This is a genomic window from Cupriavidus sp. U2, assembly GCF_009663685.2.
In the GTDB taxonomy this organism is placed as follows: domain Bacteria; phylum Pseudomonadota; class Gammaproteobacteria; order Burkholderiales; family Burkholderiaceae; genus Cupriavidus; species Cupriavidus necator_C.
Map to the genome: position 1 here is coordinate 609,438 of NZ_RCOG02000027.1, position 20,155 is coordinate 629,592.

A 20,155-nucleotide genomic window follows, 5' to 3' on the forward strand; every position below is an offset into this window, starting at 1 on the left:
TGCCCGGACCGGGTGAATCGTTATCAGGAAATGCGGCGCACGTCGTCGACGTTGGCCTTCTTGCCGTCGCCCAGTTCCACCAGCACGCCCGAGCTGTCGCCGCTGATGGCCTGCACCTTGCCGTAGACCAGCGCGACCGGCGCCACGTCCTTGCCGTTGGCGGTGGCGGCCACCTTGAAGGTGTAGTCGCCGTTTTCCACGGCGTTGCCCTGGTCGTTCTTGCCGTCCCAGGCGATGTCGTGCACGCCGGCGGTCTGGCCCTTCATGTCGATGTTGCGCACCACGTTGCCGTTCTTGTCCAGCACCTGCACGGTGACGGCATCGGCCGTCGACGGAATGTCCACGCCGATCTTGCCGACGGCGCCGTCGGCCACGCTCACGGTGGAGCCCGGCACCATCACGGTCTTGCCGATCAGGCTGGCGGAATCCATGGCGCGGCTGGCGGCGGTCTGCGTCAGCAGCTGCGTCATGGTTTCGTTCATGGTCTGCAGGCCGCTCACCGTGCTGATCTGCGCCAGTTGCGACGTCAGCTGCGCGTTGTCCATCGGATTGAGCGGATCCTGGTTGTTCATCTGCGTGACCAGCATCTTCAGGAAGTTGCTTTGCAGGTCGGCGGCGCTGGCGCTGCCGCTTTGCAGGGCCTGGTTCACGCCCGAGTTGGAGGTGCTGTTGCCTACGGTGGAAGTTGCCATGGTTGTGCGGTTGATTGCGGAAGAGATTTCGATCGGGACTTGCTGCCGTTACTGACCGATGGTCAGCGTCTTGAGCATCATGTTCTTGGCGGTGTTGAGCACCTCCACGTTGGCCTGGTAAGAACGCGACGCCGAGATCATGTTGACCATCTCTTCCACCGGGTTCACGTTGGGCATCGTCACGTAGCCGTTGGCGTCAGCCAGCGGATGCGTGGGGTTGTGGATCATCCGCGCGGGCGCGGAATCCTCCATCACGCCGGCCACCTGCACCCCGCCCACGTCGGACTGGCCGGGCGTGGGCGCCATCTCGAAGATGACCTGCTTGGCGCGGTACGGCTGGCCGTTCGGCGCCACGGCGCTGTCGGCGTTGGCCAGGTTCGACGCCGTCACGTTCATGCGCTGCGACTGCGCGGCCATGGCCGAGCCGGCCACGTCGAAAATGTTCATGGAAGCCATGGTGTCTCCTTCCTTACTGCTGGATCGCGGACAGCATCGTCTTGATCTTCGAGCTCATCACGGTAAGGCCCGCTTCGTAGTGCACCGTGTTGTCGGCAAACGCCACGCGCTCGGTGTCCATTTCCACGGTGTTGCCGTCGATGCTCGACTGCAGCGGAATGCGGTACTGCAGGTCGCGGTCGCTCGTGCTCATGGCCGGCGCCTGGGCGGGCAGATGACGCGCGGACGTGGTCGACAGCGACACGCCGTCGCGCTGCTGGTTGCCGCGCTCCACCGACTGGGCCAGCGTGCTGGCGAAGTCGAAATCGCGCGCCTTGTAGCCCGGCGTATCCGCGTGGGCGATGTTGGAGGCAATGACCCCTTGCCGTTGGGTCCGCAGGCTCAGTGCTTCCTGCTGGAAGCGGAACGCCGCATCGAGTCTGTCCATGATGTCTGCCTTTCCTGCAATGGCTTCATTTCGGGGAGAGAGCTGCCGTAGACCTCGGTATACCTGCTGGTTACCGCCGGCCGGGCTTCTTCAGGGTTGCCATCTTAGGGGCCGGGTTGTCACGCCAATCGTCTGAATAGGGCCGAGAAACCTGTGCATTTCCGGTTCGGCTTCTCGCGCGAGGCTGCCTACAATGGGTCCCACTGACTGGCATGGCCGGACGCCGCATCGCGGTGCCAGGCGGCGCCACGCAAGGCGCCCCGGTCGGCGCGCGGCACGGCTTTCATTCACGGTGGGCAGGCGGCGCGCGACGTTTACAGATGTTCAACTGTTGTGCGACGGCATCGCACGCCTGACGGGTATACGACGCCCCGGCCATCGCTGCCGTCTCCATCCTTGCTGGGATGCCCTATGAATTTCCATCGACAGGCCGTCACGCTGATGGCACTGGCCGGCATTGCGCTGGCGGGCCCGGTACTGGCCGCCGCACAGGCCACGCCGGTCGCGCCGCCGGGCGCCGCCCAGGCGCAGGCCGCGCGCAATCCTTTTGCCAACGACGACCCGGCCCGGGTTGCCGTCGAACAGTTCCTGCTGCGCCAGTCCGCCGGGCTGCCGGGCAAGGTCAGCGTGCAGGTGGTGCCGCCCTCGGGCGGCCGCGCGCCAGAATGCGTGGACCCCGAACCGTTCCTCCCCGCCGGTGCCGCGCCGTATGGGCGCGTCAATGTGGGGCTGCGCTGCGGCGGCGAACGCCCCTGGACGCGCTATATGCAGGCCCGTGTGTCAGTGCTGACTGACTACTACGTGGCCGCGCGCGCCATGGGCCCGGGCGAAACCGTGACCGTGGCGGACCTCGAGTTGCGTCAGGGCGACCTGGGCGCACTGCCGCGTGCGGTGGTGACCGATGCGTCGCAACTGGAAGGGTCGGTCGTGGCCAACCGCATCGCGGCCGGCTCGCCGATGCGCACGGACCTGATCCGGAAGCCGATCGCCGTGAAGTCCGGACAGACCGTCAACGTGACCGTGATGGGCGATTCGTTCCAGCTGTCGAGCGAAGGCAAGGTGCTGACCGACGCCGCCACGGGTAATCCCGTGCAGGTGCGTCTGCGCAACGGCCAGGTGGTCAGCGGCGTGGTTCGCAGCGGCGACACGGTCGTGCTGCAGCAGTAGATCCGAAAAGCATCAAATACGTCACTTTTTTAGGTTTTCGCAGTAACGGGAAGTTAGTCATCACACTGGCTGGGATCCCCGGAACAGCACGAAGCAGACAGCCGTATCCACTGGGGCAGGCGGACCGTGCGAGAATGCGGGCCACCGGCTCCGAGGTCGACCCGAAAACCGGCGAATCCGCCGGCAGACAGCCTAAAGTTTCCGGTGGCCAGGTCGATAACTCAGAGGAACCCAGCAAGGATTTCACCGTGAAGATCAACAACTCCACTCCGTCCCGGCCCGCCGACACTGCGGCTACCGAAGGCAACGCCCGTGCGGGCGCCAACGGTGCCACGTCTACGGATCCCTCCGCCCTGACCGGCGTGCGCGTCAGCCCCCTGGCCGCACAGGTGCGCGACATCGGTGCGCGCCTGATGCAGGACAGCGATAGCGACATCGACGCTGCCAAGGTTGCGGAAGTCCGTCAGGCCATTGCGGAAGGCCGGATCAAGATCGATCCAAGCAAGATCGCCGATGGCCTGCTCGCCTCTTTGCATGAGCTGAGCCAGGGCGGTAGCCAATCCTGAACCTGACATGAGCCAAGCTGCACTGATCCAGTCCCTTTCGGTTGAAGCCAACGCCATCGCCGCTTTCGGGCGCGCCCTCTCTGAAGAGCGCGACGCCATCAAGCGGCAGGATTTCCAGGCACTGAGCGAACTGCTCGACAAGAAGGTGGAACTGGCTCAGGCGCTGACCCGCGCCTCGGCCTCCCGCGAGGCGCAGATGATCGCGCTTGGCCTGCGTGTCGGCGACGGCGGCCTGCTGGTGGGGCGCGAAGTCGAACCGGCCGTCACCGAGGCATGGCGCAAGGTGGTGTTCTTCGCCCACAAGGCCAACGACGCCAACGAGCTGAATGGCGCCATCGTCAACGCCCACCTGGAATTCACGCAGGAAGCCATCCAGGTGCTGCGCCAGGGCGGCATGGGACCGAACGAGATGTACGGCCGCGATGGCAAGGCACAGGCGGCCGCCAGCGGCGTGAGCCTGGCGGCGGGCTGAAGCGCCACCTCGCGCCGTCGGCGCGTCAGAGCCTGCCTACGTCAGGCTCGGCCATTGCCTGATCGCAAACGACAGGCATCCTCCCTACATTGGCATTGAGCCACCCGCTGTTGCCTGCCCGGCGCAGCGGCGTGACGTCCGGTAACCAAAAGAATCTCCGGAGGTACAGCCATGTCATTCCTGCTCTATGTAATCGGTCTCGTGGTGCTGGTGGGCGGCATCGCCTGGGGGCTATCCGTGGCCGGCGTCGCGCATGTCTATATCGGCATCGCCTGCGTAATCGTGCTGGGCATCGGCATCATGATGGCGGTGTCGCGTACCCGCACCAAAGATCCGTCATGATTTCGGCGGCTGGCTGACACCGCCGTGGATCTCGAACGCACAACGCCGGGTCTGGCCCGGCCCGCCCACCCGCAGAATGTAAACATTGCGGAACATGGGCCTCGCTCTATACACTCGAAGCGTTCAGATCTCCGCACGGTGATCGCCGCCATGTTCGAGGCACTGCGAAAAACAACCAGCGCGCTACTAGACCCCGACCGACGATTCCGGCAGGCCCGCATCTTCCACGCCACGCGTGTGGCGCTGGCCCTGCTGGTTTCAATTGCGCTCACCACCGGCATCAACATCCCCCACGGCGAATGGGCCACCATTACCGTGCTGGTGGTCATCGGCGGGCTGCAGCACCACGGCAATATCCGCCGCCGGGCCGCCGAGCGCGGCGCCGGCACCCTGATCGGCGCACTGATCGGGCTATTCCTGATCATCCAGGAAACCTACTTCGGCATCCCGACATTGACCTGGGGCCTGATGGCAGTCATCTGCGGCTACTGCGCCTACCACGCCGTAGGCAAGGGCGGATACATCGCCCTGCTGACGGCGGTGACAGTGGTCATCACGGCAGGCCACGGCAACCAGGATGTTTATGACGCGCTGTGGCGCACCGTGGATGTCCTGATCGGCACCGCCATCGCGCTAGTCTTCTCGTTCGCATTTCCGGCGTATGCGTCATATTCCTGGCGATTCAAGCTGGCCAGTCTGCTGCGCGCCTGTGCGGCCGTGCATGCCAAGATCGAGCGCGGCGAGCGCGACGAGAAGGAACGTCAGCAGGACATGATGAAGCTGTCTGGCCTCCTGGTGCAGATGCGCAGCCTGATTCCATCGGTGTCGAAGGAAACCCGGGTGCCGACGGCCGACCTGGAAGAGGTTCAGCACAGCGCCCGGGTCTGCATCAGCGCCCTGGAGATGCTGGCCGCCATCGATCCCGACGCCACCGAAGAAACCAGCGGCGAGCGCAATATCCGCGACCTGCTGCTGGAAATGGCGGCCGCGCTGGAAGCTTCGGACGAGACGATGGTGCACCAGCACGCCTCGCTGCCGTCGCCGCACCCCGACGATCCTTCGATCGGGCACAGCTCCCATGCCTTCCTGACGCTGCAGCTTTCGGCCGAACTGGCTCACCTGCGCGATCACCTGTCGAAAATGGCCGCGCAAACCCGGTTTCCGTACGGGCGCCGCTGAACGGCCGCCGCCTCCCGCGGTGGCGCCGTGTCAGACAACATCCCCTTGCCTTGCGCGCCGCCCTCGGCCACATTGAGGGCACCCCGTCCCGGTGTGCCGCCATGCAACTCCTCGACGCCCGCATCCGCCTGGTGCTTCGGCAGCCCTGCCGTTTCCTGCTCGATGCACTAGGCCACTTTCGCGCCAACCAGGGCCTGCTGCTGGCTGGCGCCGTGGCTTACTACGCGTTGCTGTCCATCGTGCCGCTGCTGATCCTGATGCTGATCGGGCTGTCGCAGCTGGTTGACCCCGTCGAACTGCTGGAGACGGTGGAGCGCTATCTCGAATGGCTGTTGCCCGGGCAATCGCACGCGCTGGTCACGGAACTGGCCCGGTTTCTTAACAATCGCGGCGTTATTGGGTGGGTGCTGGCAATCACGATGGTTTTCTTCAGTTCGCTGGCATTCACGGTGCTGGAGAACGCAATGTCGGTGATCTTCATCCATCGCGTGGCCATCCGGCGGCGCCATTTCCTGGTGTCCGCGATCCTGCCCTACTGCTACATCCTCGTGCTCAGCGTGGGCCTGCTGATCGTGACCGTGGTGGCGGGGGGCCTGCAGACCATCGGGGAACGGCATCTGGAGGTGCTGGGTCACGACTGGTCGCTGGGCCGTCTGTCCGGCTGGCTGCTATATGGGCTGGGCTTCGTGGGCGAGATCCTGCTGCTGACGTCGATCTACCTGGTGATGCCGGTCGGTCGGTTATCGGTCCGGCATGCGCTGGTCGGCGCGGTCTTTGCCGCCGTCCTCTGGGAAATCTCGCGCCATGTGCTGGTCTGGTACTTTTCGACACTTTCCCAGGTCGGCAAGGTCTATGGATCGTTGACCACGGCCATCGTGGTGCTGCTCAGCCTGGAGATTGCCGCCACGCTGCTGCTGTTCGGCGCGCAGATCATCGCCGACTTCGAGCGCGGCGGCGAGGCACCCCGGGTGGCAAGCGATGGCGAAACCTTTCGCACGTGACGCCACGCGCGAAAGTTGCTAAACGAGCACACGACCCTGCGAAATACCCGAGCACCTTACTCGAACTCTTCTATAAGACATAAGAATCAGGAATTTTGCAGGTTCCGGATTCCGACCTAAATTGATGAACTTGCGTGCCGATGCATGCCGAAGCCGGACAGATGCGCAAATCGACGATGAATGCCGCTGCATACAGCACACAAATTTCACATGAAGGAGCGTACCTCCGCCATGCAAAATCAGGCAAAATTCGAATCTTGCCCCGCACCGCGACCCGGGCGTGGCATTTCCCAACCCGAATTTGATGCGAGATAAGCGATGAGTAACCAGCAGCCCACCATCATCTACACCCTAACCGACGAAGCTCCGCTGCTGGCGACCAGTGCCTTCCTGCCTATCATTCGCACGTTCACCGGCCCGGCCGGCGTCAACGTGGTAACCAGCGACATCTCGGTGGCTGGCCGTATCCTGGGCGAATTCCCCGAATACCTGACCGAGGAACAGCGCGTGCCGGACAACCTGGCCGAGCTGGGCCGTCTGACGCAGGACCCGGACACCAACATCATCAAGCTGCCGAACATCAGTGCGTCGGTGTTCCAGCTGGTCAGCGCGATCAAGGAACTGCAGTCCAAGGGTTACAAGATTCCCGACTTCCCGGAAGATCCGAAGACCGACGAAGAGAAGGCCATCCAGAAACGCTACTCGAAATGCCTGGGCAGCGCCGTGAACCCGGTGCTGCGCGAAGGCAATTCCGATCGCCGCGCCCCGGCCGCCGTCAAGAATTACGCCCGCAAGCACCCGCACAGCATGGGTGAGTGGAGCATGGCCTCGCGCACGCACGTGGCCCACATGAAGCATGGCGACTTCTACCACGGCGAAAAGTCGATCACGCTCGACCGCGCGCGTGAAGTCCGCATGGAACTGGTGACCAAGAGCGGCAAGACCGTGGTCCTGAAGCCGAAGGTCGCGCTGCAGGACGGCGAGGTCGTCGACAGCATGTTCATGAGCAAGAAGGCCCTGCTGGCCTTCTACGAAGACCAGATGGAAGACGCGCGCAAGACCGGCGTCATGCTGAGCCTGCACGTCAAGGCCACCATGATGAAGGTGTCGCACCCGATCGTGTTCGGCCACGCCGTCAAGGTCTTCTACAAGGACGCCTTCGCCAAGCACCAGAAACTGTTCGACGAACTGGGCGTGAACGTCAACAACGGCCTGGTGGACCTGTACACCAAGATCGAGGCGCTGCCCGAGTCGAAGAAGGAAGAAGTCATCCGCGACATGCACGCCTGCCACGAGCATCGTCCGGAGCTGGCGATGGTGGATTCGGCCAAGGGCATCTCGAACCTGCACGCGCCGAACGACGTGATCGTCGACGCGTCGATGCCCGCCATGATCCGTATCGGCGGCAAGATGTGGGGCGCCGACGGCCGCACCAAGGACACCAAGTGCCTGATCCCGGAATCGACGTTCGCCCGCATCTATCAGGAAATCATCAACTTCTGCAAGACCAACGGCGCATTCGACCCGGTGACCATGGGTACGGTGCCGAACGTCGGCCTGATGGCGCAGAAGGCTGAAGAGTACGGTTCGCACGACAAGACGTTCGAGATTCCCGAAGACGGCGAAGCCCGCATCGTCGACAACGCCACCGGCGAAGTGCTGACGGCGCTGACGCAGCAGGTCGAGCAGGGCGACATCTGGCGCATGTGCCAGGTCAAGGATGCGCCGATCCGCGACTGGGTGAAGCTGGCCGTCACGCGCGCCCGCAACTCGGGCATGCCGGCCGTGTTCTGGCTGGACCCGTACCGTCCGCACGAGGCCGAGCTGATCAAGAAGGTGGAAACCTACCTGAAGGATTACGACACCAAGGGCCTGGACATCCAGATCATGTCGCAGGTGCGCGCCATGCGTTACACGCTGGAACGCGTGATCCGCGGCCTGGACACCATCTCGGTGACCGGCAACATCCTGCGCGACTACCTGACCGACCTGTTCCCGATCATGGAACTGGGCACCAGCGCCAAGATGCTGTCGATCGTGCCGCTGATGGCCGGTGGCGGCATGTACGAAACGGGTGCGGGCGGTTCGGCACCGAAGCACGTGCAGCAGCTGGTGGAAGAAAACCATCTGCGCTGGGATTCGCTCGGCGAGTTCCTGGCCCTGGCCGTATCGCTGGAAGAGCTCGGCATCAAGTCGGGCAACAACCGCGCCAAGCTGCTGGCCAAGACGCTGGACGCCGCGACCGGCAAGCTGCTGGACAACGCCAAGAGCCCGTCGCCGAAGACCGGCCAGCTCGACAACCGCGGCAGCCAGTTCTACCTGGCCATGTACTGGGCCCAGGAACTGGCCGCGCAAACGGAAGACGCCGACCTGGCGAAGACGTTCGCGCCGCTGGCCAAGACGCTGACGGAAAACGAGAAGACCATCATCGGCGAACTGGGCGACGTACAGGGCAAGCCGGTGGATATCGGCGGCTACTACAAGCCGGACGAAGCCAAGCTCGAAGCCGTCATGCGCCCGAGCAAGACGCTGAACGCAGCACTGGAAGCGGTCAAGGGCTAAACGCCTGATGCGACCCACCGTCGTGCGGGCTGCCCGGCAGACCGCACGACGGGGAAGCCCCCAATGAAACGCCCCGCGGCAGAAATGCCCGGGGCGTTTTTTCTGGCTTGACCGCGCCGCCGAGCGGCATCACGGCTGCATGGCCCAGGTTGCGCGCGTCAGCCGGTAGAGCACATGCCGTTCGAGCCGATGGCCGGTCGGCAGCGCGGGATGATCGAAATCGCCGGCGGCGTCATGGTGCATGCCCAGCCGCTGCATCACGCGTTCGGACCGCCGGTTGATCGCCGCCGTGAACGATACGATCTCGTCGAGATGCAGGACATCGAATCCATAGGCCAGCGATGCCCGGGCCGCCTCCTGGGCATAGCCTTGCCCCCAATTGTCATGGCTCAGACGCCAGCCAATCTCCACGCAGGGGCCGAAGGGCGTCTGCCATGCCGGGATGCTGAGTCCCGTAAAGCCGATGAACGTGGCGGCCCCCGACGCTTCCTTCCGCGCCACCGCCCACAGGCCAAAGCCATGCTGCGCGTGATGGGCCACGATGCGGTCGAACAGCGCATCGCTCTGCACATCGGTCAACGTGGATGGAAAGCATGCCATGACGCGTGGATCGGCATTCATGGCGCGAAACGGCGCACGGTCTGCCTCGCACCAGGCCCGCAGCTGCAGCCGCGCCGTCGGCGCGGGCGAATGCACGGTCATCGGGAATGTACCTTGAAGGCGTCGTCCTGCGGGGTCATGGCTTGATCGGGTGACAGAGGAAAGACTGGAGGCGGCTATGATGGCACGAACACCAACACGAACACCAACACCAACACCAACACCAACACCAACACGAAAGGAAAGGAGATACCCATGCTGGAACTGCGCCCCACGTGCGAACACTGCAACACCGCCCTGCCGCCTGCCTCCACGCTGGCCCGCATCTGCAGTTTCGAATGCACGTTCTGCGCCGATTGCGTGGACAACGTGCTCGACAACGTCTGCCCTAACTGCGGCGGCGGCTTCACGGCGCGACCCATCCGCCCCTCGCGCGACTGGAAGAACGGCAACACCGTGGGCAAATACCCGCCGTCCGCCACCGTCAAGCACCGCCCGGTGGACGCTGCCACCCATGAAACGTTCGCGGCCGCCATCCGCGGCGTCGCGCCGCAGGATCGTTAGCATCGGCGCCGGGATTCCGCGACCGAAGAAGATCGCCAAGGCCGCCCATATCGAGGCGGACTGACGCCCCGCCCGGCGGGCGCCGCCGCGCTGTCCCTCCCGCTCCCGCAGATCGCGGCATCCGGCACGCAGCTTGACAAGTCCCAACCTTTCGGCGCAGCATAAACGGAACAACGTTCTAAACAACAGAACGACAAATTTCAGATGCTGCAGGAGACTCCATGACACGCCGCGCCTTCCTGGGTGCCGTTGCGCTGGCCGCCGCCAGTGCAATGGCCGCCCCTGTCCACGCCATTGCCGCCGATGCCTTCCCGTCCAGGCCGATCACCGTGATCGTGCCGTACGCCGTGGGCGGCTCGGCCGACCTGATTACCCGCCTGGTGACCACGGGCATGAGCGCCAACGGCACCAGCACGGTGGTGGACAATCGCACCGGCGGGGGCGGCGTGATCGGCTGGAGCACCGCGGCGCGCGCCAACCCGGACGGCTACACGCTGCTGACCACGGAGATGTCCTACGCCATTGCGGCCACGCTGCAGCCCAAGCTGCTGCCGTTCGATCCGAAGACCGCGTTCCGCCATATTTCCGTCGTCGCATCGGTGCCGCACGTGCTGGTGGTCAATCCCAACGTGCCCGCCAAGACCGTGCAGGAGTTCGTCGCACTGGCCAAGGCCAACCCGGGCAAGTACTACTATGGTTCGGGCGGCAACGGCACCAATACCCATCTGGGCGGCGCGCTGTTCAACAGCGTGGCGGGCGTCAACCTGGTTCACGTGCCGTATCGCGGCGCCGGTGCCGCGCTGCAGGACGTGATGGGCGGCCAGATTCAGGCGCTGATCACCTCGCTGCCGACAGCACTGCAATACATCAAGAGCGGCAAGCTGCGTGCGCTGATGCTGGCCAACGATGTGCGCTCGCCCGTGCTGCCAGACGTGCCGGCCGCGCCTGAAGTGGGCATGCCAAAGATGGTGATGAAATACTGGGTGGCGTTTTCGGCCCCGGCCGGCACGCCGCAGCCCGTGATCGACCGCCTGAACAAGGACATCGTGGCCGCCGTCAACACGCCCGAGGTCAGGAAGCAGTTGCAATCGCAAGGCCTGGACCCGGAAGGCAGCACCCCCGCGCAGGCCACCAAACTGGTCGACGACGAGATCAAACGCTGGGCCGCCGTGATCAAGGCCGCCAACATCAAGGCAGACTGACATCGCCATGTGGAACATCAACTTCACGCCGCCACAGATCATTGAAGCGCGCGTGCTCACGCGCATGCCGGACCCGCTGCGGCTGCCCCAGCGCAGCGCCTGGGCCGATGCGAACAAGCCCGGACAGATCGCCGACTGCTTCCTGGAAGGCCCGACCTTCGACCGCGACGGCAACCTGTACCTGACCGATATCCCGCACGGCCGGCTGTTCCGCATCACACCGGACCTGCAATGGCAACTTGTCGGCGATACAGGCGGCTGGCCGAACGGCATCGCGCTGCATCGGGACGGCAGCCTGTGGATTGCCGACTATCGTCGCGGCATCCTCCGAATGACCCCGGGCCAGGGCGATGTGGAAGTAGCGCTGGGCCATCGCAATTCGGAAAGCTTCAAGGGGGTCAACGACCTGACGTTCGATGCGCAGGGCAACCTGTATTTCACCGATCAGGGCCAGACCGGCCTGCACGACCCGTCCGGGCGCGTCTACCGGCTGCGCCCATCCGGCCAGCTCGACCTGCTGCTGTCCAACGTGCCGAGCCCCAACGGCATCGTCATCGATCCGTCAGGCCGCTTCCTGTTCGTCGCCGCCACGCGCGGCAACGCGGTATGGCGCATGCCGCTGCTGCCGGACGGTTCGGTGTCGAAGGCCGGCGCCTTCCAGACCTTCTTCGGCACCAGCGGCCCGGATGGTCTGGCGATGGACGCCGACGGCCGGCTGGTCGTGGCGCATGCCAGCCTGGGCGGCGCGTTCGTCATCGACGCGCACGGCTGGTGTACCCATTTCGTGCGCAGCCCGCTGGGCGGCACGGTGACCAACGTGGCATTCCGGCCCGGCACGAACCACCTGGTCATGACCGAATCGGCCAGCGGCTCCGTCCTGGAAGCGGAGTTGCCAGGGGTGGGGGCGACGTTGTTTGGGGATGGCGCAAAGGCTTAGTGCTGCCGCCCGAGCGCCTGGCCCACAGAAAAGGCCGGGCGCCGCGAAGGCTCAGAACTCCACCATCGCAAAGTCTTCCTTGCCTACATCGCATTCCGGGCAACGCCAATCGTCCGGAATGTCTTCCCAGCGCGTACCGGGTGCGATGCCGTCTTCGGGCAGGCCAGCGGCCTCGTCGTAGACCCAACCGCAGATGATGCAGACCCATTGCTTGAACTCGGCCTCCGCTGCGGCCGGCGCCGGCTGCTTGTCCGATATGGGGGCTGCCTTGGATTCCGCCGCCGCCGGCCCTTCGAGACTGAACACCAGCGGTGCAGCGGTGCCTTGGGTGGCCTGCGCCAGATGCGCCTGCAGGCGTTCGAGCAGCGCCTGCGCCTCATCGATCGACAAATCCAGCCAATAGGGGTCGCCGGCGGCGTCGTTCAGGCGTTGCGGGGGAAACTGGATTTCGACGGAAGTGCCTTTCTGGTACATGCGGGGGCTGTGGAAACTTGAGGGCGTGAGAAAGCAAACAGGCCCCATCTGGGGCCTGATCGCCAAACTTCAAGACGTCGGTGGACGCCGTGCCGTGTCCGGCTCACAGCCTTGCTGGCGTGGCCCCCACTGGCAACGCCGCACAAGCCACCCGAAACACATTGCCCTCAGGGTCTTGCAGCACCACTTGCCATTGTCCATAGTACGTGGCGAACGCCGGCTTGATCACGGTGCCGCCCAAGGCTTCAACGGACCTGCCGGCAGCGTCCACGCGTGCCGGTGTTTCCACCATGAAGGTCGCATAGGCAATAACCGGGGAGACACATTCCGGCGTTGGACGCCGATCCGCCATTCCCAGCAGCTCATACGCGGCCGCAGCATTGAACCCCAGCTGAAACGTTGGCGTTTCGAGCGCGCGGTAGATAGCCGACCGGCTCTGCACGGCCTCGGGGAGGTCGAGCATCTGCCGGTAGAACGCAAATTGCGCGTCGATATCGCGGCAGAGCAGGTTGAACCACAGCTTCATGCGGGCACCTCTGGTACATAAGTCTTCCGGTACATCTCGGTCAGATGTTCTCCGGCTGTGCACGGTGCAAAGCGCGGCGTCTCGCCGTCCTGCAGGGTGCCAGGCACCGGCTCGATGCGGGCCAGGTAGTCAGGCTCGTAGAAGAACGGAATGGAATAGCGTGGCGCGCCGCCGGAGTGGACGTTACGCACGCGGTGGGGATTCGAGTGGTACCGGCCGTTAGTCCAGCGGGGCACCATGTCGCCGAGGTTGACGACAAAGCAGCCCGGAATCGGCGTGGCCGGTACCCAGTCGCCATTCGGCATCTGGACTTCGAGCCCGCCATGCGCGTCCTGCGCCAGGATCGTGACGGCGCCCCAATCCGTATGCGCCCCCGCGCCAAAGGTACGCGCGTCGGCATCGGCCGGATGCGCGGGATAGCGAATCATGCGCAGCGTCACCATCGGGCTTTCGCTGGTATGGTCGAAATAGTGTTCCGGCAGATCGAGCGAGAGGGCCATCAACTGCATGAGCCTGCGCGACAGCACGAGCATCGCGTCGATATAGGCCTGGCATTGCGCCGGCGCTTGCGGCAGTTCCCGGGGCCACTGGTTATGGCCGTAGGTCTGGTATCCCGCCTTCACGTAAGGATGATCGTCCGGATAGGCCATGCCGCAGTAGAAGCTCTCCTTCAGATCGGGCCTGGCTGCGGCATCGAGCCGTTGGTCGCCGAGGTTTTCGAAGCCGCGCATGGTGGGCGAATTGGCCATGGCCAACGCTTGCCGCGTAGCAACCGGAAGGTCAAGCAGCGCCTGGGCCAGCGAGAATTGCCGGGCGACCATCTCCGCCGCCACGCCGTGATTGCGGACATAGAAGAAGCCAGACGACATGGCTGCGGCACGGAATGCCCGCGCCACCTCGGCGCTGCGCGCTCCACCGGGAAGCAGCGCATCGGTGAGATCGATGACAGGAATCGACATGGGCGCTCCGCGTCAGGCCTTGAGCTTGCGATCCGCCGCCGACGGCAGGAACTGATCGGTCCAGATGTCGGAGACGGTCATGCCCGGCTTGATGCCGAACGCGCCCACCGTCTCGTCCACCGTGGCTTGCAGCCGCGACTGCGTGGCCGCGCCCCATCCGTCGCGCAGCGTATCGGGGGTCCGCATTGCACCATCGACGATCAGCTTCAGCCGCTCGAACTCCAGCGTCTGGTCGGCCAGCGGTTCACGGGCCTTGACGGCCGCCGCGCCGGCCTTCGGGTCCGCCATGGCTTCGATCCACCCGCGCGTCGACGCCTTCACGAATGCCTTCATGGCCTCGGGCTGTTCGGCCATGCTCTTGCGATTGGCCACCAGACCGTTGCCATACGATTTCATGCCGTAGTCCGAAAAGCGGAACACCGTCAGCTTCTCGGGCCCCATGCCACGCGCCTTCAGGTTGAGCAGGCCCGTAAAGTAGAAGTAGGCGGCAGCGTCGAAATCACCCTTCACAAAGCGCGTGTCGCCAATATCCGGGGTGACGCTTTCCCACTTGACCGTGGACGGATCGAAGCCCTGCGCCTTGGCGAACACCGGAAACAGCTTGCGCGACGCATTGAACGGCTGGCCAAGAATGGACTTTCCGGCCAGGTCGCCCGGCTTGACGATGCCGCCGCCCTTGCGAACGATCACCGCGTTCGGGTTCAGGTCGTACTGGATGGCCACCGCCTTCAGGGCCGAGGCCGGGTTGGCCGCGTTGAATTCGATCATCGCCGCCAGGTCGGCCGACGCACAGTCGTAGGCACCGCCGGCCACCAGGCTGATGGCCGAAGCCGATCCGTTGCCGGTATCGATCACGACATCCAGCCCGGCGTCCTTGTAGTAGCCCCGCTGCAGCGCCAGCAGAAAGCCCGCGCCAGAGGCTTCCACCTTCCAGCCAAGGTTGAACTTGAACTTCTGCAGCGACCTGGTGGCGCGCACGATGGCAGGCGCGGCGAACAGCGACGAAATGGCGGTGGCGCCAGTGGCGCGCAGGAAGGAACGACGGCGCATGGAGAGCTCCGGAAACAGATGTGTGGGCACATTGGCGAGCAATTTCCGGGCGGCGCACGGCCGCTGAACGCTTCTACTCTCCGTTGTCCTGTCCAGCACGTTCCGTGCCATCCGTATTCACGCATTTGGCGCGCGGATTGCACCGGGATGCGCCAATGCGTATGCCGGCATGCGCCGGGACGGCGCAGCCGCTTGCCCTGTGGCGCATTAGGCAGTAACTTGTGGCGCCATGACTACCTCCGCCCCCACCCCTTCCTCCCCGCGCATCGCGATCATTGGCGCCGGCATCGTCGGCAGTTGCATCGCGCTGACCCTGCGCAAGCGTGGCGCCACGGTGACGCTGATTGACCGGGAGGGGCCGGCCAGTGGTTGCAGCTTTGGCAACTCTGGGGCGATCAGCGTCAGTTCCATCGCGCCGCTGGCCATGCCCGGCGTGCTGGCGTCGGTGCCCAAGATGCTCGCCGATCCGGACAGCCCGCTGCGTCTGCCGCTCAGCTATCTGCCTGCCGCCATGCCATGGCTCACCCGCTTCGTACTGTCTGCCACCCCGCAGCGGGTCGAACGCGCCGCCGGCGCGCTGGCGGCGCTGCATGCGGGGGCTGTGGACAAGCACGAGGCGCTGGCACGCGACATCGGCGTGCCCGAGCTGTTCATGCGCCGCGGCCACTTGCATCTGTATCCCAGCGCCGCGGCGCTGCAGGCCGATGGCGCGGCATGGCAATTGCGGCAGCGGTTCGGCTTCCGCTTCGAGACGCTCGATCGCGCCGGCATCGACGCGCTGGAACCCGGCGTCGCGGCGCGCTATCAGGCGGCGATCTACCTGCCCGATCACGGCACGATCCTGAATCCGGCACGCTATACCCGTGCGATTGCCGATGCGTTCGTGTCGCGCGGCGGCCAGCTGGTGCGTGACGATATCCAGCGGATGACCTCGGGCGCCGGTGGCTGGACGCTGCACGGGGCCAACGGCACGCATGTCGCCGACCACGTGGTGGTGGCGGCCGGCGCCTGGTCGCGTCGCCTGCTCGATCCGCTCGGCGTGCGGCTGCAACTCGAAAGTCAGCGCGGCTACCACGTGCAGTTCAGCGGCATGCGCGACGTGGTGACGCGCACCGTTGTGCTGACTGATCACAAGATCTTCGTCACGCCAATGGAAGACGGGCTTCGGGTCGGCGGCACCGTCGAGATCGCGGGCTTGAAGCGGCCGCCCGATCCGCGCCGCGCCGCCATCCTCGAGCGGATCGCACGAGAGACCTTCCAGGGTCTGGCGGACAGCCCGGTGACCACCTGGATGGGGCATCGCCCCTGCATGCCCGACTCGGTGCCAGTGGTGGGCGAGGCCGCCGGCCACCGGGGCTTGTGGCTTGCCGTCGGCCACGGCCATCTGGGGCTGACCGATTCCCTCCCCACGGCCGAACGCATTGCCGACGCATTGCTGCCGTGTGAAGCTCAGGGAAATCGCTAGATTCGGCCGCCGCCAACTGGTTATACAGTAGAACAATCTGGCGGCGGCGCCGGGGAGGAAACACATGAAGATCGCGATCGCCGGCGGTGGTATCGGCGGGCTCACGCTTGCCCTGCTCTGTCATCAGCAGGGGTTCGATGTCGAAGTCTGGGAGGCCAGCGAACAACTGCGGCCGCTGGGTGTCGGCATCAATCTGCTGCCGCATGCGGTGCGCGAGCTATCGGCCGTGGGCTTGCAGGATGATCTGGCGCGCATCGCCATCGAGACCTCTTCACTGTCCTACTACAACAAGCTCGGCCAGCCGATCTGGCATGAGCCGCGCGGGCGCGCCGCCGGCTACGACTGGCCACAGTTTTCCGTACATCGCGGCGAGTTCCAGATGCTGCTGTACCAGACCGCGCTGGCCCGTCTTGGCGCCGATCGCGTCCACACCGGCCACGCGCTGGAATCGATTGCCAGCCCTGGCGGCAATGGCGAGCCGGCACGCTTTACGCTCCGGCGCCGCAGCGACGATGCCCTGGTCGAAGCCAGCGCCGACGTGCTGGTGGGCGCCGATGGCATCCATTCCGCCGTGCGCCGCCATTTCTACCCGACCGGCGATGCCCCACGGTTCTCGCGCCGTCTGCTGTGGCGTGCCACCACCGACGCCGCTCCTTATCTCGACGGCCGCTCGATGTTCATGGCAGGCCACCAGGACCAGAAGTTCGTGGCCTATCCGATCTCCGAGCCGCTACGCGCCCAGGGCCGGTCACGCATCAACTGGATTGCAGAACTGCGCGTACCCGACGACTATCCGGACACCCCACCGCGCAGCGACTGGAACCGCCAGGTTGACAAGTCGGTCTTCCGGGCGGCGTTCGAGCATTGGCGCTGGGACTGGATCGACATCCCCGCGCTGATCGACGGCGCCCAAGCCATCTATGAATTTCCGATGGTCGACAAGGACCCCTTGCCGCGCTGGACGTTCGGCCGCGTCACGCTGCTGGGCGACGCGGCGCACCCGATGTATCCGATCGGTTCGAACGGCAGCGCGCAAGCCATTGTGGATGCGCGCTACCTGACCGACTGCCTGCTGGCGGAGCCCGACCTCGACTACGCGCTGCGCGAGTACGAGGCCGAGCGGCTGCCCCGTACGGCCGGCATCGTGTTGCGCAACCGCATGAACGGGCCCGAGCAGGTCATGCAGCTGGCCGAAGTCCGTGCGCCGCAAGGCTTCGCGCGCATCGACGACGTGATTCCGCGCAGCAAACTCGAAGCCATTTCCCAACGCTACAAGACACTGGCCGGCTTCGGGCAGCAGCAGCTGCAGGCCCGAAAGCCATAAGACTTCAACAGGACAAGACCGCAGGAGACCCCGCCATGCCCCAGTTCCGTATGCCTCGCACCGGCCTTGCGCTGGGCGCCCTTGCCCTCGTCCTGGCCACCGGGGCCGCGCAGGCCGACGTGACCGTTGGCGTCAGTATCGCGTCCACAGGGCCGTCGGCGTCTCTCGGCATTCCGCAGAAGAACACCATGCCGTTCCTGCCAACGTCGATTGCCGGCGAGACCATCCACTACATCGTCATGGACGACGGGTCGGACCCGACACAGGGCACCAAGATCGCCCGTCGCTTTGTCACGGAAGACAAGGTCGACATCATTCTCGGGTCGTCCGCCGTGGCGCCTTCGATTGCGATCTCCGAAGTGGCCGATGAAAGCCAGACCGTGCAGCTGGCGTTCTCCCCGATCGAACTGAAGCCGGGCCGGGGTGCATGGACGTATCGACTGGCACAGCCGGTGCGGCTCATGGCTGATGCGGTGGCTGGCGCCGCCAAGGCGAACGGCGTGAAGACGGTCGCATTCATCGGCTTTGCCGATGCCTACGGCGAGACCTGGCTCAAGGAGTTCACCTCGGCCGCGCAGGCCAACGGCATTCGTGTGATCGCCACCGAACGCTATGCCCGTTCCGATACCAGCGTCACGGCCCAGGCGCTGAAGCTGATGGCCGCCCGTGCCGACGCCATGCTGATTGCCGGGGCCGGCACCGGCGCCGCGCTGCCGCACACCACCTTGCGCGAGCGCGGCTATACCGGGCCGATCTACCAGACCCACGGAGCGGCCACACGCGACCTGATCCGGATCGGCGGCAAGGCCGTGAATGGCGCGATCCTGCCGGCCGGCCCGGTCATCGTGGCCGAGCAGTTGCCGGCGTCCAGCCCCGTCAAGAAGCCCGCCATGGATTACGTGACGCGCTACGAAAAGCAGTATGGCCCCGACACCCGCACGCAGTTCGGCGCGCATCCCTACGATGCCGGCCTGGTTCTGCAGCGCATCGTGCCGGTCGCGCTGAAGAAGGCCAAGCCCGGCACGCCGGCATTTCGCAAGGCGCTCAAGGATGCGCTGGAAAGCGAGCGCGACATCGTGGTATCCCACGGCGTGCTGAACTACACCGCCGACGACCATTTCGGATTCGACCAGCGCGGCCGCGTGCTGCTGACCATCGACAACGGCAACTGGAAACTCGTCAAATGATTTCCGCGTCCCCGGCCATTGCACTGCCCACACTGGAACCCATTGCGGACTTCAGCCTGCAGGTGGCGGCTCCCACCGAGGTTGGCGTCACGGCGCTGGGCCAGCGGCGCGTGATCCCGATCGTGACGGGCACGGTGCGCGGGCCGCGCCTGAACGGGCGCATCCTGCCCGGTGGTGCCGACTTCCAGCTGATCCGTCATGACGACGGCAGCGACGTCACCACCGCCGACATCGAAGCGCGATACGTGCTGGAAACCGATGACGGCGCACGCATCTACATCGTCAATGCCGGCGTGCGCACCGGTAGTGCCCACGTGATCGCCCGGCTCAACCGGGGGGAGCAGGTGGACCCATCCGAGATCTACTTCCGCACCGCGCCGCGCTTCGAAACGGCCGCGCCGCAGTATCGCTGGCTGATGCAGCACCTGTTCGTCGCGGCCGGCGCGCGCTACCCGGATCGCGTCGATCTGCGTTATTTCCTGGTCAACTAGGCATGGCGCCACCCCGCAAACCGCGCGACACGCTCGCGCCCGACCCCAACGGCAGCCACTTCGAACCGCACCTGCCAAATGTCGACTATGGCGTGCTCGACTCGCTGATCGGATACGCGATTCGTCGGGCGCAGATTCGCGTGTACGAAGACTTCGTGGCATCGCTGGCCGCGTGGAACATCACGCCACCGCGTTTTTCGGCGCTGCAGATCATCGCGCGCAATCCCGACCTGAAGCTCACCGAGCTGGCCCGGATCCTGGGCATTGCGCGTTCCGGTGCAGTGTTGCTGGTGGACACGCTCGAGTCGATGGAACTGGTGAAGCGGTTGCCATCGCCCACCGACCGGCGCGCGTTCGGTCTGGTGCTGACCGAGGCCGGCCGCAACACGCTGAAGGAGGCCACCGCCGCCGTATGCGCGCACGATGCGCGCATGGCGGTGGGGTTATCCGATGCAGAACAGACCGTGCTGAAGCGGTTGCTGGAGAAGCTCGGACGGTAGCCGCCTGAGGTG

Annotated in this window: 23 protein-coding genes; 15 read left to right on the forward strand and 8 right to left on the reverse strand. The window is 65.2% G+C overall.

The features are described 5' to 3' along the window. Positions 1-23: 23 nt before the first annotated feature. The 3 genes from D9X30_RS22385 to flgB are packed head-to-tail and all read right to left on the reverse strand — an operon-like array spanning position 24 to position 1,578. Positions 24-692 (reverse strand): flagellar hook assembly protein FlgD, encoded by a 669-nt coding sequence (locus tag D9X30_RS22385; RefSeq protein WP_153950100.1) that lies wholly within the window; start codon positions 690-692, stop codon positions 24-26. Between the two features lie 48 nt (positions 693-740). Beyond that, positions 741-1,148, reverse strand: coding sequence for a flagellar basal body rod protein FlgC (gene flgC / locus D9X30_RS22390; RefSeq protein ID WP_092598962.1), 408 nt, complete (start codon positions 1,146-1,148; stop codon positions 741-743). 13 nt (positions 1,149-1,161) lie between these two features. Next, positions 1,162-1,578, reverse strand: a complete 417-nt coding sequence (gene flgB, locus D9X30_RS22395) for a flagellar basal body rod protein FlgB (protein WP_066742590.1) — start codon at positions 1,576-1,578, stop codon at positions 1,162-1,164. 408 nt (positions 1,579-1,986) lie between these two features. Here flgB and flgA point away from each other — a divergent pair, with 408 nt between their 5' ends. From flgA to D9X30_RS22430, 7 genes are all read left to right on the forward strand, one after another. Next, on the forward strand, positions 1,987-2,742 hold the full coding sequence (flgA, locus tag D9X30_RS22400; RefSeq protein WP_153950098.1) for a flagellar basal body P-ring formation chaperone FlgA: 756 nt from the start codon (positions 1,987-1,989) through the stop codon (positions 2,740-2,742). A 248-nt stretch (positions 2,743-2,990) separates the two neighbouring features. Then, the gene (gene flgM, locus D9X30_RS22405) at positions 2,991-3,308 is read left to right on the forward strand and encodes a flagellar biosynthesis anti-sigma factor FlgM (RefSeq protein ID WP_180862899.1); all 318 of its coding nucleotides are present in this window, start codon (positions 2,991-2,993) and stop codon (positions 3,306-3,308) included. Between the two features lie 7 nt (positions 3,309-3,315). Further along, entirely contained in the window at positions 3,316-3,780 is a 465-nt protein-coding gene (locus D9X30_RS22410) for a flagellar protein FlgN (protein WP_153950096.1), read from the forward strand. A gap of 171 nt (positions 3,781-3,951) precedes the next feature. Then, positions 3,952-4,122: a hypothetical protein gene (locus D9X30_RS22415; protein ID WP_194946611.1), complete on the forward strand. Its 171-nt coding sequence runs from the start codon at positions 3,952-3,954 to the stop codon at positions 4,120-4,122. Between the two features lie 150 nt (positions 4,123-4,272). Further along, entirely contained in the window at positions 4,273-5,301 is a 1,029-nt protein-coding gene (locus tag D9X30_RS22420) for an FUSC family protein (RefSeq protein ID WP_153950095.1), read from the forward strand. A gap of 101 nt (positions 5,302-5,402) precedes the next feature. Then, positions 5,403-6,302: a YihY/virulence factor BrkB family protein gene (locus D9X30_RS22425; protein ID WP_153950094.1), complete on the forward strand. Its 900-nt coding sequence runs from the start codon at positions 5,403-5,405 to the stop codon at positions 6,300-6,302. Between the two features lie 318 nt (positions 6,303-6,620). Continuing rightward, positions 6,621-8,864, forward strand: coding sequence for an NADP-dependent isocitrate dehydrogenase (locus tag D9X30_RS22430; protein WP_153950093.1), 2,244 nt, complete (start codon positions 6,621-6,623; stop codon positions 8,862-8,864). A gap of 129 nt (positions 8,865-8,993) precedes the next feature. Here the strand turns inward: D9X30_RS22430 and D9X30_RS22435 are convergent, their stop codons facing one another. Next, complete coding sequence (locus tag D9X30_RS22435) at positions 8,994-9,566, reverse strand: GNAT family N-acetyltransferase (RefSeq protein ID WP_153950092.1); 573 nt, start codon at positions 9,564-9,566, stop codon at positions 8,994-8,996. Positions 9,567-9,719: 153 nt separating this feature from the next. On the opposite strand from D9X30_RS22435, the gene D9X30_RS22440 reads away from it, so the two are divergent. The 3 genes from D9X30_RS22440 (at position 9,720) to D9X30_RS22450 (ending at position 12,167) form a co-directional block, all read left to right on the forward strand. Further along, complete coding sequence (locus tag D9X30_RS22440; RefSeq protein WP_153950091.1) at positions 9,720-10,028, forward strand: DUF1272 domain-containing protein; 309 nt, start codon at positions 9,720-9,722, stop codon at positions 10,026-10,028. 221 nt (positions 10,029-10,249) lie between these two features. Then, on the forward strand, positions 10,250-11,230 hold the full coding sequence (locus tag D9X30_RS22445) for a Bug family tripartite tricarboxylate transporter substrate binding protein (protein WP_228771116.1): 981 nt from the start codon (positions 10,250-10,252) through the stop codon (positions 11,228-11,230). 7 nt (positions 11,231-11,237) lie between these two features. Further along, positions 11,238-12,167: an SMP-30/gluconolactonase/LRE family protein gene (locus D9X30_RS22450; RefSeq protein ID WP_153950090.1), complete on the forward strand. Its 930-nt coding sequence runs from the start codon at positions 11,238-11,240 to the stop codon at positions 12,165-12,167. A gap of 51 nt (positions 12,168-12,218) precedes the next feature. On the opposite strand, the gene D9X30_RS29735 is transcribed toward D9X30_RS22450, so the two are convergent. The 4 genes from D9X30_RS29735 to D9X30_RS22470 form a co-directional block, all read right to left on the reverse strand. Beyond that, positions 12,219-12,641 (reverse strand): rubredoxin, encoded by a 423-nt coding sequence (locus D9X30_RS29735; protein ID WP_153950089.1) that lies wholly within the window; start codon positions 12,639-12,641, stop codon positions 12,219-12,221. A 103-nt stretch (positions 12,642-12,744) separates the two neighbouring features. Next, positions 12,745-13,167 (reverse strand): VOC family protein, encoded by a 423-nt coding sequence (locus tag D9X30_RS22460; protein WP_153950088.1) that lies wholly within the window; start codon positions 13,165-13,167, stop codon positions 12,745-12,747. Next, entirely contained in the window at positions 13,164-14,126 is a 963-nt protein-coding gene (locus D9X30_RS22465) for an isopenicillin N synthase family dioxygenase (protein ID WP_153950086.1), read from the reverse strand. The genes D9X30_RS22460 and D9X30_RS22465 overlap by 4 nt, the downstream gene beginning before the upstream one ends. A gap of 12 nt (positions 14,127-14,138) precedes the next feature. Continuing rightward, the gene (locus tag D9X30_RS22470) at positions 14,139-15,176 is read right to left on the reverse strand and encodes an ABC transporter substrate-binding protein (protein WP_153950085.1); all 1,038 of its coding nucleotides are present in this window, start codon (positions 15,174-15,176) and stop codon (positions 14,139-14,141) included. A gap of 229 nt (positions 15,177-15,405) precedes the next feature. Between D9X30_RS22470 and D9X30_RS22475 the strand changes: the two genes are divergently transcribed. The 5 genes from D9X30_RS22475 to D9X30_RS22495 all read left to right on the forward strand — a co-directional run bounded on the left by D9X30_RS22475 (position 15,406) and on the right by D9X30_RS22495 (position 20,143). Beyond that, positions 15,406-16,641, forward strand: a complete 1,236-nt coding sequence (locus D9X30_RS22475) for an NAD(P)/FAD-dependent oxidoreductase (RefSeq protein WP_153950084.1) — start codon at positions 15,406-15,408, stop codon at positions 16,639-16,641. A gap of 64 nt (positions 16,642-16,705) precedes the next feature. Continuing rightward, positions 16,706-17,965: a flavin-dependent oxidoreductase gene (locus D9X30_RS22480; protein WP_153950083.1), complete on the forward strand. Its 1,260-nt coding sequence runs from the start codon at positions 16,706-16,708 to the stop codon at positions 17,963-17,965. Between the two features lie 35 nt (positions 17,966-18,000). Next, positions 18,001-19,152, forward strand: coding sequence for an ABC transporter substrate-binding protein (locus tag D9X30_RS22485; protein ID WP_228771115.1), 1,152 nt, complete (start codon positions 18,001-18,003; stop codon positions 19,150-19,152). Then, a complete protein-coding gene (locus tag D9X30_RS22490; protein WP_153950082.1) occupies positions 19,149-19,643 on the forward strand; it encodes a DUF3237 domain-containing protein in 495 nt (164 codons plus the stop codon). Before D9X30_RS22485 ends, D9X30_RS22490 begins: the two co-directional genes overlap by 4 nt. A gap of 2 nt (positions 19,644-19,645) precedes the next feature. Further along, positions 19,646-20,143: a MarR family winged helix-turn-helix transcriptional regulator gene (locus tag D9X30_RS22495; protein WP_153950081.1), complete on the forward strand. Its 498-nt coding sequence runs from the start codon at positions 19,646-19,648 to the stop codon at positions 20,141-20,143. Positions 20,144-20,155: the final 12 nt, after the last annotated feature.